A 12,876-nucleotide genomic window follows, 5' to 3' on the forward strand; every position below is an offset into this window, starting at 1 on the left:
GTGGGAGAGAGTTAGAGAGAGGGCAACAAGCCACAAGGCTTGTATTTTCGGTGGTTAGGGAATTTGGGAAAGATTGTCGCGATTTGGGAGAATGCCCTCTCCCCAGCCCTCCCCCACGGGGGAGGGAGTAGGTTGCAGCAGATTTTACGGTTACAGGCGGTTTGAAAAGCAACTTGGATTTACAACTGTTGATGCAGGTCGTCTGAAAAACAAAAAGCAGCCCGCACAACCTGTTTTCCTTGCATAACCTTTAACCCCAACAGCCACCCCGTCCTCTCTCCCCGTGGGAGAGAGTTAGAGAGAGGGCAACAAGCCGCAAGGCTTGTATTGGGGCGGTTAAGGAGTTTGGGAAAGATTGCCGAAATTCGGGAGATGCCCTCTCCCCAACCCTCCCCCACGGGGGAGGGGGCGGATTGCAGCAGATTCAAGCGTTACAGGCCGTCTGAAAAAGAATGCCCGAAACATCGACAGCGGGAATTTTTCAGGTAGCCTTTATCGCAAGGCAGATGGAACAAACGCCGCGAGCGTTTTTTCAGACGACCTTTGAACCCATCGGTAGGGCGTGTGCCGCAAGGCACGCACGCGGTGGGGTGGGGTTGCAGGGAAAATGGAGAACGCGTGCGTGCATACAGCGCACACCCTACCATGCGGGCTACGGCTTGCTTTAACAGACAACACACACCGTAGGTCGGATTCTCGAATCCGACAGCCGACCGTAGGGCAGCATTGGACGGCAGCGGCGTGATGGGACGTGGATTTTCCCCTTGCGGGGAAATGTCGGATACAAGTATCCGACCTACAAGCTATTTTTTATGAGGAATATATCAATATGCAAAATAATGATACCCTTTTTTTATGTACCCCAACTCCATTAGTTTATCCTTCTCTTCATATTGGAGAGTTTTCAAAAATAGAAAGCACGCAATCAAACGAGTTCAATGAAATTCACGTTAATAAGAATGAAAAGTTAATTACTACTGGGGATTTTAATAATTTTCATATCTATATAATAATAACGCATTCTAAATTTAGCATTTTACCTAATTCTATTATTATTGATACTAATGGATTTTCAGCTACAATAGAATTGCTAGACATTAAAAAACAAATAGAAATAAATTTTAACTTCCCAAAAGAATTCTTAATCTTGGATTGGGATAAACCAGTTGAAATTACACCAACAAGCTACACTCAGAATGAAATATTAGATGGTTTTATATTTCAACAAAATAACAAAGAAATTAAACTTGTTTTCGATTTACATTTTATTACTCACTATTCAACCAATTTTTTAGATTTTAAAATACCACTAACAATTAAATATATTGGGATTGCAGAAAAAGAAAATAAAGAACATGAAAAGAGAACTGCACTTGAAAGATTAGGAAAAGGTCATGAAAAATTACAAGTAATACTTGCAAAATTACAAAAAACACCCAATTTAAATTGTTCTATTTGCTTATTAAGATTTAAAGAGGATGAATTAGATCCTATATTAAATTTTTCAAATACCATAAAAACAATTGAAGCATCCTTAATTAGTTTTTTAGAACTGATGAATATAATGATCACCGATTATATTTTCCAAACAAATCAAATTTAAAGCGAACAAAAAGTTTAGAATATATTATCCATTCAAAAGAAATTTTACATATTATTACTTTTCTTGCCCCTCCGAAAAATTGTTCTTTCTTTAGTGAATACACAATTAATAACAATATAAGTAAAAATATAGATAATCAACAAAATGAACAAATAAATTACCTATTTAAAATGAATGAAGATTTTGAATACGCCATACATATCAATATGGAAACACTATGTTGTGATGCATGGAATTTCCAGCCCTAAATAATTTTAACTGCTATATTTCTATTTCAAAGAGACCCACCATGCCCAAACGTACCGACCTAAAATCCATCCTTATCATCGGCGCCGGCCCTATCGTTATCGGTCAGGCCTGCGAATTTGACTATTCCGGCGCACAGGCCTGCAAGGCTTTGCGTGAAGAAGGCTATAAAGTCATTCTGGTGAATTCCAACCCCGCCACGATTATGACCGACCCTGAAATGGCGGATGTTACCTACATCGAGCCGATTATGTGGCAGACGGTGGAGAAGATTATCGCCAAGGAGCGGCCCGATGCGATTCTGCCCACGATGGGCGGTCAGACCGCGCTGAACTGTGCGCTGGATTTGGCGCGCAACGGCGTGCTGGCGAAATACAATGTCGAGCTGATCGGCGCGACGGAAGACGCGATCGACAAGGCGGAAGACCGCGGCCGCTTTAAGGAGGCGATGGAGAAAATCGGCCTCTCCTGCCCGAAATCCTTTGTCTGCCACACGATGAACGAAGCCTTGGCGGCGCAGGAACAGGTCGGCTTTCCGACGCTGATTCGTCCGTCTTTCACGATGGGCGGTTCGGGCGGCGGTATTGCCTACAATAAAGACGAGTTTTTAGCGATTTGCGAACGCGGTTTCGATGCATCGCCCACGCATGAGCTGCTGATTGAGCAGTCCGTGCTCGGCTGGAAAGAGTACGAGATGGAAGTGGTGCGCGATAAGGCGGACAACTGCATCATCATCTGCTCGATTGAAAACTTCGACCCGATGGGCGTGCATACGGGCGACTCGATTACGGTTGCGCCGGCGCAAACGCTGACGGACAAAGAATACCAAATCATGCGCAACGCTTCGCTGGCGGTATTGCGCGAAATCGGCGTGGACACGGGCGGCTCGAACGTGCAGTTTGCGGTGAACCCTGAAAACGGCGAGATGATTGTGATTGAGATGAACCCGCGCGTGAGCCGTTCGTCTGCATTAGCTTCCAAAGCGACGGGTTTTCCGATTGCGAAGGTGGCGGCGAAACTGGCGGTCGGCTTTACGCTGGACGAGTTGCGCAACGACATCACCGGCGGTCGCACACCCGCGTCATTCGAGCCTTCCATCGACTATGTGGTAACCAAAATCCCGCGTTTTGCGTTTGAAAAATTCCCTGCCGCAGACGACCGCCTGACCACGCAGATGAAATCGGTGGGCGAAGTGATGGCGATGGGCCGCACCATTCAGGAAAGCTTCCAAAAAGCCCTGCGCGGCTTGGAAACCGGCTTGTGCGGCTTCAATCCGCGCAGCGAAGACAAAGCGGAAATCCGCCGCGAACTGGCGAACCCAGGCCCTGAGCGTATGCTGTTTGTGGCAGACGCGTTCCGCGCGGGCTTCACGCTGGAAGAAATCCACGAAATCTGCGCCATCGACCCTTGGTTCTTGGCGCAAATCGAAGACTTGGTGAAAGAAGAGCAGCAGGTAAGTGCAGGCTGCCTGCAAGATTTGGATTTCGCCGCCCTACGTCGTCTGAAACGCAAAGGCTTCTCCGACAAACGCATCGCGCAGCTTTTAGGCGTAAAAGAAAAAGAGGTGCGCGAACACCGCTACGCGCTGAAGCTGCATCCCGTGTATAAACGCGTCGATACCTGCGCTGCCGAGTTCGCCACCGAAACCGCCTATCTCTACTCCACTTACGAAGAGGAATGCGAAGCGCGTCCTTCCGAGCGTAAAAAAGTAATGATTCTCGGCGGCGGTCCGAACCGCATCGGTCAGGGCATCGAGTTTGACTACTGCTGCGTTCACGCCGCGCTCGCCCTGCGCGAATCGGGCTTTGAAACGATTATGGTGAACTGCAACCCCGAAACCGTGTCCACCGACTTCGACACCAGCGACCGCCTGTATTTCGAGCCGCTGACGCTGGAAGACGCGTTGGAAATCGTCCGCACCGAAAACCCGTGGGGCGTGATTGTGCATTACGGCGGTCAAACCCCGCTGAAACTCGCCAACGCGCTGGTTGAAAACGGCGTGAACATCATCGGCACATCCGCCGACAGCATCGACGCCGCCGAAGACCGCGAACGCTTCCAAAAAGTGTTGAACGACTTAGGCCTGCGCCAACCGCCCAACCGCATCGCCCACAACGAAGAAGAAGCGCTCGTCAAAGCCGAAGAAATCGGCTATCCGCTGGTCGTGCGTCCGTCTTACGTCCTCGGCGGCCGCGCCATGCAGGTCGTCCACTCCGCCGAAGAGCTGCAAAAATACATGCGCGAAGCCGTGCAGGTATCCGAAGACAGCCCCGTGTTGCTCGACTTCTTCCTGAACAACGCGATTGAAGTCGATGTGGACTGCGTTTCAGACGGCAAAGACGTCGTTATCGGCGGCATCATGCAGCACGTCGAACAGGCAGGCATCCACTCCGGCGACTCCGGCTGCTCGCTGCCCCCCTACTCGCTCAGCGAAGAAATCCAAGATGAAATCCGCCGCCAAACCAAAGCCATGGCATACGCGCTGGGCGTGGTCGGCCTGATGAACGTACAGTTTGCCGTGCAAGACGGCGTTGTGTTCGTGTTGGAAGTGAACCCGCGCGCCAGCCGCACCGTTCCCTTCGTCTCCAAAGCCACCGGCGTACCGCTCGCCAAAGTCGGCGCGCGCTGTATGGCAGGCATTTCCCTGCAAGAGCAAGGCGTGGAAAAAGAAGTCGTCCCCGATTTCTATGCCGTTAAAGAAGCCGTGTTCCCCTTCATCAAATTCCCCGGCGTGGACACCATCCTCGGCCCCGAAATGCGCTCCACCGGCGAAGTGATGGGCGTGGGCGCAAGCTTCGGCGAAGCCTACTACAAAGCCCAACTCGGTGCAGGCGAACGCCTGAACCCGACCGGCAAAATCTTCCTGGCTGTGCGCGACGAAGACAAACCGCTCATCGTCAAAACCGCGCAAAACTTCCAAGCACTCGGCTACGGCGTCTGCGCCACACGCGGCACCGCCGAATACCTGAAAGAGCACGGCATCATCGTGCAGGCGGTAAACAAAGTGCAGGAAGGCCGCCCGCACATCGTGGACGCGATTAAAAACGGCGAAATCGCACTGGTGGTCAACACCGTCAGCAGCTCGGCACAATCCATCGCCGACAGCCACAGCATCCGCCGCACCTCCCTAACCCAACGCGTGCCGCAATACACCACCATCGCCGGCGGCGAAGCCATGAGCGAAGGCGCAAAAAGCCGCGACCACTTGGGCGTGTATAGCGTGCAGGAATTGCATGGACGGTTGAAAAACAAAGCCTAATCAATCCTATCGGATTTAAATAGCTAAAAGGCCCCGTCTGAAACCTGATTGCTCAGTTTCAGACGGCCTTTTCATATTTCAAATTCCAACCGTCTGTCCATCAAAACAACCTTTTCTGCCATCTCCAAACAAGTAATAGCAACATGAAATATAATTTCGTTATTGATTGGATTCATACGACAAAATTGTTGTTTTTTCATCATAATCCAAAAATATCGAGTTTAACGCCTATTCTCCTTGCTTTATAATGGCCGTCTGAAATAAAAATACAATTAAAGCAGAAGCATGTCTTTGCCACTTAAGCAGATTTGCATAATTAAACATATGCTTTAATCATAATAATGATAAAATAATACGGCTTTCCTCTAAATTAAAGGGAAAACTGCACAAGAAACGGAAAATAAAATGAGTGTCGGATTATTGCGTGTTTTGGTTCAAAGCCAGACCATCTCAAATCAACAAGCGGAACATTACAACAGCCTTTTACAATCGGGCAAAGAAATCCTGCCCAACCTGTTTTCAGACGGCATCATCTCCCCTAAAGCTCTGGGAGACTTAGTCGCGCGCGTATTCAGCTATCCCCTTTTGGATTTGCGCTACTACCCGCGCAATAATGTAGTCAGCGACATTCTGACGGAAGAGCAAATGGTGCAAAACCGTTGCATTCCGATTTTCAAACGCGGACGCAAGGTTTATTTCGCCGTATCCGATCCGACCCAAATCCAAAAATTTCAAAAAATTGCTTTTGCTTCAGGTTTAAGTGTCGACTTGGTAGTAGTTCCAGACGACCAGCTCAGCTCATTGCTGGAATGGCTAGGTCAACGTTCGACCACCATTCTGAAAGAAATCAACGACGAACATGAAGCAACGCAGCAATCGCAATCGCTTTATATCGACAATGAAGAAGCTGAAGACGGTCCAATCCCCCGCTTCATCCATAAAACCTTATCCGATGCCCTGAACGCGGGCGCATCGGATATCCACTTTGAATTCTACGAGCAAATGGCGCGCGTTCGTTTCCGCGTGGACGGACAATTGCGTGAAGTCGTACAGCCTCCTGTCGCCGTGCGCGGCCAGTTAGCATCGCGCATCAAAGTGATGGCGCGTTTGGATATTTCCGAAAAACGTATTCCGCAAGACGGCAGAATTCAAATTGCCTTCCATAAACACGGCCGTCCGATTGACTTCCGTGTCAGCACGTTGCCGACGTTGTTTGGCGAAAAAGTGGTAATGCGTATCCTAAATTCCGATGGTACATCGCTCAATATCGACCAGCTCGGCTTAGAGCCTTTCCAAAAAGAAATGCTGCTTGAGGCCATCAACCGCCCTTACGGCATGGTGTTGGTTACCGGTCCGACAGGTTCGGGCAAAACCGTTTCACTCTATACCTGCCTGAGTATTTTGAACACGGAAGATGTGAACATTTCGACGGCCGAGGATCCGGCCGAGATTAACCTGCCGGGCGTCAACCAAGTCAACGTCAATGAGAAACAAGGTCTGACGTTTGCTGCCGCACTCCGATCCTTCTTGCGCCAAGATCCTGATATTATTATGGTCGGTGAGATCCGAGACTTGGAAACCGCCGACATCGCCATTAAAGCCGCCCAAACCGGCCACATGGTTTTCTCGACCCTGCATACCAATAATGCACCGGCCACGCTGTCCCGCCTTTTGAACATGGGCGTAGCGCCTTTCAATATCGCCAGCTCGGTCAGCCTGATTATGGCGCAAAGGCTGTTGCGCAGACTGTGTCCAAACTGCAAACGCGAAGTTGAACGCCCGCCGGTTCCGGCATTGAAAAAAGCCGGCTTTACCGATACGGACTTGGCTCAAGATTGGAAACTCTACCGCCCGGTTGGCTGCGACAGCTGCCGCGGCAAAGGCTTTAAAGGCCGCATCGGTATTTATGAAGTCATGCCGGTCAGCGATGAAATGCAAAAAGTCATTATGAACAACGGTACAGAAGTTGATATCATGAACATGGCCTATCAGGAAGGCATGGTAGACTTGCGTCGCGCCGGCCTCATGAAAGTCATGCAAGGCCTGACCTCGTTGGAAGAAGTGACTGCTCATACCAATGACTAAACTGCCATATTTTCGAAAATTAAAATAAAGCGGCACGCGGAAACAGTCCGCTTTATTTCTTACTAACAAGGGATAACACATGGCTCAAGCAGAGCAAAAAAGAAGTCTGTTCGGCTCAAGAAGCAAAGGCAAGCGTTTTACTTTTGAAGGAAAAAATACCGAGACCGAACGTCTTGTCCATGGTGAAGTAGTTGCCAAAGACGAAGAAGAAGCACGCAAGAAACTCCAACGCAGAGGCATTCGTCTTTTGCGTATCAGCAAAGTTAAAACCGCACGCAAACGCCGTATTACCCAAGAAGACATTACAGTGTTCACCCGCCAACTGGCAACGATGATGAAGGCAGGCTTACCGCTGATGCAGGCTTTTGAAATCGTTGCGCGCGGCCACTCCAATCCGAGCATGACCGAAATGCTGATGCAGGTTCGCTCCGATGTCGAACAAGGTAGCGCATTGGGTAAATCGTTCTCCAAATATCCAAAATATTTTGACCGCTTTTATTGTAATCTGGTTAGCGCAGGCGAGTCCGGCGGCGTACTGGAAAGCCTATTGGACAAACTGGCTGTCTATAAAGAAAAAACGCAAGCCATTAAGAAAAAGGTTAAAACCGCACTGACCTACCCGATTGCCATTATCGTGGTGGCAATTGCGCTTATCTTCATCATGATGATGTTTGTACTGCCTGCCTTTAAAGAAGTTTATGCCAATATGGGGGCAGAGCTGCCAAGCCTTACCCAACTCGTCATGAGCTTGTCCGATTTATTCGTCGACTATGGCTGGATTATGATCATCCTTTTGATTGTTTCCGCCTTCGGCCTGTACAAACTCCATGAAAAATCGCCTACCTTCCAAAAACGAATCGATGCTCTGATTTTGAGACTCCCTGTTTTTGGCGCCATCGTCCGTAAAGCAACCATTGCCCGTTGGGCGCGTACGACTTCCACCCTCTTCGCAGCCGGCGTTCCTTTGGTGGAAGTATTAGATTCAGTTGCAGGCGCATCCGGCAATATTCTCTATGAAGAAGCCACTCAAGACATCCGCGCCAAGGTAACCCAAGGTCTGTCGCTGACATCCAGTATGCAAAGTACGGATATGTTCCCCAATATGGTGATCCAAATGGCGGCCATCGGCGAAGAGTCAGGCTCTTTGGACGATATGCTGAACAAAGCTGCCGAATTCTACGAAGATGAAGTAGACAACTCCGTCTCCCGATTGTCTCACTTGATGGAGTCTATCATCATGGTGGTATTGGGTTCGCTCATCGGTATCTTGCTGATTGCCATGTATCTGCCGCTGTTTAACTTGGGTAATGTCGTAGGTTGATATGCTTGATAGTATTTACTCTGCCATCGACGCCCTCTCCGTTCTTGCGCCATTCGCCATTCCTTTAGCCGTTATTTTAGGATTGCTGATTGGCAGCTTTCTAAACGTTGTCATTTATCGCACGCCGATAATGATGGAACGCGAATGGACACAATTTTCTAAAGAGCATTTGGGCATCAAGCTGACAGATGAAGAAAAACAGCCATTTAATCTGTGCAAACCGAATTCACGCTGCCCAAAATGCAAAAACCCAGTCAAACCTTGGCAAAACATCCCCATCCTCAGCTATGTTTTACTGGGCGGGAAATGCCACTCCTGCAAAACCGCTATCGGCATACGCTATCCGCTGATTGAGCTGCTGACAAGTGTCTTATTCGGTATTGTCGCGTGGCAATACGGCTGGTCATGTACAACTATTAGCGGATTAATTTTGACTGCCATATTGATTGCGCTGACCTTTATTGATGCCGATACACAATATTTACCCGACAGCCTGACTCAGCCCCTAATCTGGATCGGCCTGCTGTTTAATCTGAATGACACATTCGTACCCCTGCATTCAGCCGTTTTAGGCGCAATCGCAGGCTATATGAGCCTTTATACTTTATGCGCCGTCTATAAACTTCTGACCGGTAAAATCGGCATGGGCAATGGCGACTTCAAACTTTTGGCCGCGCTCGGGGCATGGCTGGGCGTAGGTATCTTGCCTGTTCTGATCTTCATGGCTGCCTTAGTCGGACTGGTGGGCGCACTCATTGCCCGCGTCGGTAAAGGTCAATATTTTGCTTTTGGTCCCAGCCTTGCTGTAGCAGGATGGATTATTTTGGTTGCCAATGCACCTATTACCCAACTGGTACAATGGTGGCTCGTACAATCAGGATTCCGATAATGACATTATGGATAGGCTTGACCGGCGGTATCGGTAGCGGTAAATCATCTATTGCCCAAATGTTTGCCGAACTTGGCGCACCCATTATCGATGCCGATGCCATCAGCCGTTCACTGACCGCTGAAAACGGTGAAGCCCTTCCTGCCATCCGCCAGCTTTTCGGCGATGAGGTTTTTGACAGTGAAGGCCGTCTGAATCGTATGGCTCTACGGGAAGAAGTTTTCAGACGGCCTCAATCCAAAAAACAACTGGAAAACCTGCTTCTGCCATTAATCTTAAACAAAATCCAACAGCAGAAACAACAACTTGCCTCATCCGCCTACGGCATTGTCGATGTACCGCTTTTGATTGAGAATCCGGCATTTAAAGCGGAGACTGACCGCATTTTGGTTGTAGATGTTCCAGAGTCCGTCCAAATCGAACGCGTACATCAACGCAATGGTTTTTCAAAAGAACAAACGCGTCAAATCATGGCCACCCAAGCTTCTCGATGTGAAAGACTGCTGCATGCCGACGATGTATTGGATAATACTCATAGCATGGAAGAAGCAAAAATCAAGGTTGCCCGCTTGCATCAATACTATCAATCCATTGCACAATCACCGAAAGAAACTGCATGACCGCACCTGTTGTAAAATGTCCAACCTGCCACAAAGAAGTTGTTTGGAACACCGACAGCCCCTACCGCCCTTTCTGCAGCAAACGGTGTAAACTTATTGATTTAGGCGAATGGGCACAAGAAAAATACACCGTTTCTTCGGAAGACGATCCTTTTTCAGACCTGTTGGACGGCAAATAAACTGCGCCGCCTCCTTCAGTCTATCCAAAACAGGCTCAAAACAGTAAAATACCCTCTTTATTCCAACCTATTCCATCCACCATGCTCACCTTCCAACAAATTATTTTCAAATTACAAAACTACTGGGCAGACAAAGGCTGCACCGTTATCCAACCTTTCGATATGGAAGTCGGTGCCGGTACTTCGCATCCAGCCACCTGCCTGCGCGCGTTAGGCCCAGAGCCTTGGTTTGCCGCTTACGTTCAACCCAGCCGCCGCCCCAAAGACGGCCGCTATGGCGACAACCCCAACCGCCTGCAACACTACTATCAATTCCAAGTTGCGCTCAAACCTGCACCGGCCAATATTCAAGACCTATACCTCGATTCCCTGCGCGAATTGGGTATCGACCCTAAAGTACACGACATCCGTTTTGTCGAAGACGACTGGGAAAACCCTACTCTCGGCGCTTGGGGCTTGGGTTGGGAAGTTTGGCTCAACGGCATGGAAGTAACCCAATTCACCTACTTCCAACAAGTCGGCGGTATCGACTGCTCCCCTGTGCTCGGTGAAATCACCTACGGTATCGAGCGCCTTGCCATGTATCTGCAAGGCGTGGAAAATGTGTACGACCTCGTTTGGGCAAAAACTCTTGATGGCAACATCGTCACTTACGGCGACGTTTATCATCAAAATGAAGTCGAGCAATCTACCTACAACTTCGAATACAGCGATGCCGATTGGCTCTTGCGCCAATTCAACGACTATGAAGAACAAGCCAAACGCCTGCTTGCAGTTGAAGACACCAGTCTTGCCCTGCCTGCTTACGAGCTTGTACTCAAAGCCGGCCATACGTTCAACCTCTTGGATGCACGCGGTGCCATTTCCGTTACCGAACGCGCAACCTACATCGGCCGCATTCGTGCACTGAGCCGTATCGTTGCACAAAAATTCGTTGAAAGCCGCGAAAAACTGGGCTTCCCATTGCTTAAAAACCAATAAGCCCACACATACTTACTATGCCGCCCTTTGATATATTCAAGTGGCGGCGTTTCTATTTTCAGACGGCCTTGACGTCAATGCCATCGTAAACACTTCCAGCCTGCTTTCAGGTAAAATAAACCCTTTATTACATAAGCCGTCTGAAAACATGAGTTCATCCTCTTCTGCAAAAATTCCCTTTTTCTTACTTTCCCTCGTTGCCATCATTCTTGACCAACTGAGCAAATGGGAAATCTTGAAACACTTTACCGAAGGCGAACGCCTCAATATCATTCCAGGCTTCTTTGACCTGACCCTTGCCTATAATCCAGGCGCGGCATTCAGCTTTTTAGCCGACCAAGGCGGCTGGCAGAAATTCTTCTTTTTAGGTCTGGCCGTCGTTATCAGCTTGTATTTAGCCCGTGCCATTTTGCGTGATGAGTTTGGCCGCTGGGGCAAACTAGGGGCTGCCATGATTATCGGCGGCGCGATTGGCAATGTGGTTGACCGTCTGATTCACGGCCACGTTGTCGATTTTCTGCTTTTCTATTGGCAAAACTGGTTCTACCCCGCATTTAACATTGCCGACAGCTTTATCTGCGTTGGCGCAGTTTGCTTGGTAATAGACGGTTTGCTGCACAAAAAAACACCTTCAAACGACACAAAGGCCGTCTGAAAACGGAACACACATGACTCAAAAAACCATTATCCTTGCCAATCCCCGCGGCTTCTGTGCCGGTGTTGACCGTGCCATCAGCATTGTTGAACGTGCACTCGAAGAATTCGGCGCGCCTATTTACGTCCGCCATGAAGTCGTTCACAACAAATTCGTCGTCGACAATCTGCGGGCAAAAGGTGCCGTATTTGTCGATAACTTGGCGGATGTCCCAAAGGGTGCCACACTGATTTACTCGGCTCACGGCGTATCCAAAGCAGTCCAGGAAGAAGCGGCACAACGTGGTTTCCGCGTTTTTGATGCCACCTGCCCTCTGGTAACCAAAGTCCATAAAGAAGTAGCCCGCCTCGATGAGCAAGATTACGAAATTATCATGATCGGCCACAAAGGCCACGTCGAAGTAGAAGGCACAATGGGACAATTACCTCCGGGTAAAATGTTTCTGATTGAGACAGTGGAAGATGTGGCCGGACTGAACGTCAAAAATCCTGACAAACTTGCCTACGTCAGCCAAACCACTTTATCGATAGACGAAACCAAAGACATCATTGCAGCTTTAAATCAACGCTTTCCCAATATCCGTAATCCGCACAAAGAAGACATCTGCTACGCCACAACCAACCGCCAAACCGCTGTTAAAGAATTGGCCGAAGAATGCGATCTCGTAATTGTTGTCGGTTCACCCAACTCTTCCAACAGCAACCGCTTGCGAGAAGTAGCCGCATTGCGCGGAGTTGATGCCTATATGGTCGATAATGCCTCCTATCTGAAAAAAGAATGGTTTGAAAACAAAACCAAGGTCGGTGTAACTGCCGGTGCATCTGCGCCCGAAGTCTTGGTTCGAGAAGTCTTACAAACCATTCAAGATTGGGGACATGAGACCATACGCGAAGGAGAAGGCGCAGAAGAAAGCATTGTATTTGTCTTGCCCAAAGAGTTGCGTCGTGAGGGCGAAAACAAACAGATCCTAAATAAAGGGTAAGTTTGTTATTTGCTTTATTTGAAAACTTAAGGCCGTCTGAAAATTTTCAGACGGCC

Annotated in this window: 11 protein-coding genes; 10 read left to right on the forward strand and 1 reads right to left on the reverse strand. The window is 48.9% G+C overall.

The genetic code is table 11. The features are described 5' to 3' along the window. Nucleotides 1-431: 431 nt before the first annotated feature. On the reverse strand, nt 432-680 hold the full coding sequence (locus HMPREF2872_RS11790; RefSeq protein WP_210398858.1) for a hypothetical protein: 249 nt from the start codon (nt 678-680) through the stop codon (nt 432-434). A gap of 149 nt (nt 681-829) precedes the next feature. Here HMPREF2872_RS11790 and HMPREF2872_RS08790 point away from each other — a divergent pair, with 149 nt between their 5' ends. The 10 genes from HMPREF2872_RS08790 (at nt 830) to ispH (ending at nt 12,820) form a co-directional block, all read left to right on the forward strand. Next, entirely contained in the window at nt 830-1,603 is a 774-nt protein-coding gene (locus HMPREF2872_RS08790) for a hypothetical protein (protein WP_141752868.1), read from the forward strand. 289 nt (nt 1,604-1,892) lie between these two features. Further along, a complete protein-coding gene (gene carB, locus HMPREF2872_RS08795; RefSeq protein ID WP_070633000.1) occupies nt 1,893-5,108 on the forward strand; it encodes a carbamoyl-phosphate synthase large subunit in 3,216 nt (1,071 codons plus the stop codon). A gap of 405 nt (nt 5,109-5,513) precedes the next feature. Continuing rightward, entirely contained in the window at nt 5,514-7,193 is a 1,680-nt protein-coding gene (pilB, locus tag HMPREF2872_RS08800; protein WP_070633002.1) for a type IV-A pilus assembly ATPase PilB, read from the forward strand. A 79-nt stretch (nt 7,194-7,272) separates the two neighbouring features. Further along, nucleotides 7,273-8,514, forward strand: a complete 1,242-nt coding sequence (locus tag HMPREF2872_RS08805; RefSeq protein WP_070633004.1) for a type II secretion system F family protein — start codon at nt 7,273-7,275, stop codon at nt 8,512-8,514. A gap of 1 nt (nt 8,515) precedes the next feature. Continuing rightward, nucleotides 8,516-9,403 carry a prepilin peptidase gene (locus HMPREF2872_RS08810; protein WP_070633006.1) on the forward strand — a complete coding sequence of 296 codons (888 nt, stop codon included), beginning with the start codon at nt 8,516-8,518 and terminating at the stop codon, nt 9,401-9,403. Beyond that, on the forward strand, nt 9,403-10,023 hold the full coding sequence (gene coaE / locus HMPREF2872_RS08815; protein WP_070633007.1) for a dephospho-CoA kinase: 621 nt from the start codon (nt 9,403-9,405) through the stop codon (nt 10,021-10,023). Before HMPREF2872_RS08810 ends, coaE begins: the two co-directional genes overlap by 1 nt. Beyond that, the gene (gene yacG, locus HMPREF2872_RS08820) at nt 10,020-10,202 is read left to right on the forward strand and encodes a DNA gyrase inhibitor YacG (protein ID WP_003682475.1); all 183 of its coding nucleotides are present in this window, start codon (nt 10,020-10,022) and stop codon (nt 10,200-10,202) included. The genes coaE and yacG overlap by 4 nt, the downstream gene beginning before the upstream one ends. A gap of 81 nt (nt 10,203-10,283) precedes the next feature. Continuing rightward, a complete protein-coding gene (glyQ, locus tag HMPREF2872_RS08825) occupies nt 10,284-11,183 on the forward strand; it encodes a glycine--tRNA ligase subunit alpha (protein ID WP_003685919.1) in 900 nt (299 codons plus the stop codon). A 148-nt stretch (nt 11,184-11,331) separates the two neighbouring features. Next, a complete protein-coding gene (lspA, locus tag HMPREF2872_RS08830; protein ID WP_070633008.1) occupies nt 11,332-11,838 on the forward strand; it encodes a signal peptidase II in 507 nt (168 codons plus the stop codon). Nucleotides 11,839-11,851: 13 nt separating this feature from the next. Beyond that, nucleotides 11,852-12,820, forward strand: coding sequence for a 4-hydroxy-3-methylbut-2-enyl diphosphate reductase (ispH, locus tag HMPREF2872_RS08835; RefSeq protein ID WP_070633010.1), 969 nt, complete (start codon nt 11,852-11,854; stop codon nt 12,818-12,820). Nucleotides 12,821-12,876: the final 56 nt, after the last annotated feature.

Origin of the sequence: Neisseria sp. HMSC069H12, assembly GCF_001812735.1 — a bacterium.
Taxonomy (GTDB): Bacteria; Pseudomonadota; Gammaproteobacteria; order Burkholderiales; family Neisseriaceae; genus Neisseria; species Neisseria subflava.

Bases quoted from the DNA above. Each gene is read 5' to 3' on its own strand.
- HMPREF2872_RS08790 (WP_141752868.1), top strand. From the start codon at position 830: ATGCAAAATAATGATACCCTTTTTTTATGTACCCCAACTCCATTAGTT.
- lspA (WP_070633008.1), top strand. From the start codon at position 11,332: ATGAGTTCATCCTCTTCTGCAAAAATTCCCTTTTTCTTACTTTCCCTC.
- HMPREF2872_RS08810 (WP_070633006.1), top strand. From the start codon at position 8,516: ATGCTTGATAGTATTTACTCTGCCATCGACGCCCTCTCCGTTCTTGCG.
- glyQ (WP_003685919.1), top strand. From the start codon at position 10,284: ATGCTCACCTTCCAACAAATTATTTTCAAATTACAAAACTACTGGGCA.
- yacG (WP_003682475.1), top strand. From the start codon at position 10,020: ATGACCGCACCTGTTGTAAAATGTCCAACCTGCCACAAAGAAGTTGTT.
- carB (WP_070633000.1), top strand. From the start codon at position 1,893: ATGCCCAAACGTACCGACCTAAAATCCATCCTTATCATCGGCGCCGGC.
- HMPREF2872_RS08805 (WP_070633004.1), top strand. From the start codon at position 7,273: ATGGCTCAAGCAGAGCAAAAAAGAAGTCTGTTCGGCTCAAGAAGCAAA.
- coaE (WP_070633007.1), top strand. From the start codon at position 9,403: ATGACATTATGGATAGGCTTGACCGGCGGTATCGGTAGCGGTAAATCA.
- ispH (WP_070633010.1), top strand. From the start codon at position 11,852: ATGACTCAAAAAACCATTATCCTTGCCAATCCCCGCGGCTTCTGTGCC.
- pilB (WP_070633002.1), top strand. From the start codon at position 5,514: ATGAGTGTCGGATTATTGCGTGTTTTGGTTCAAAGCCAGACCATCTCA.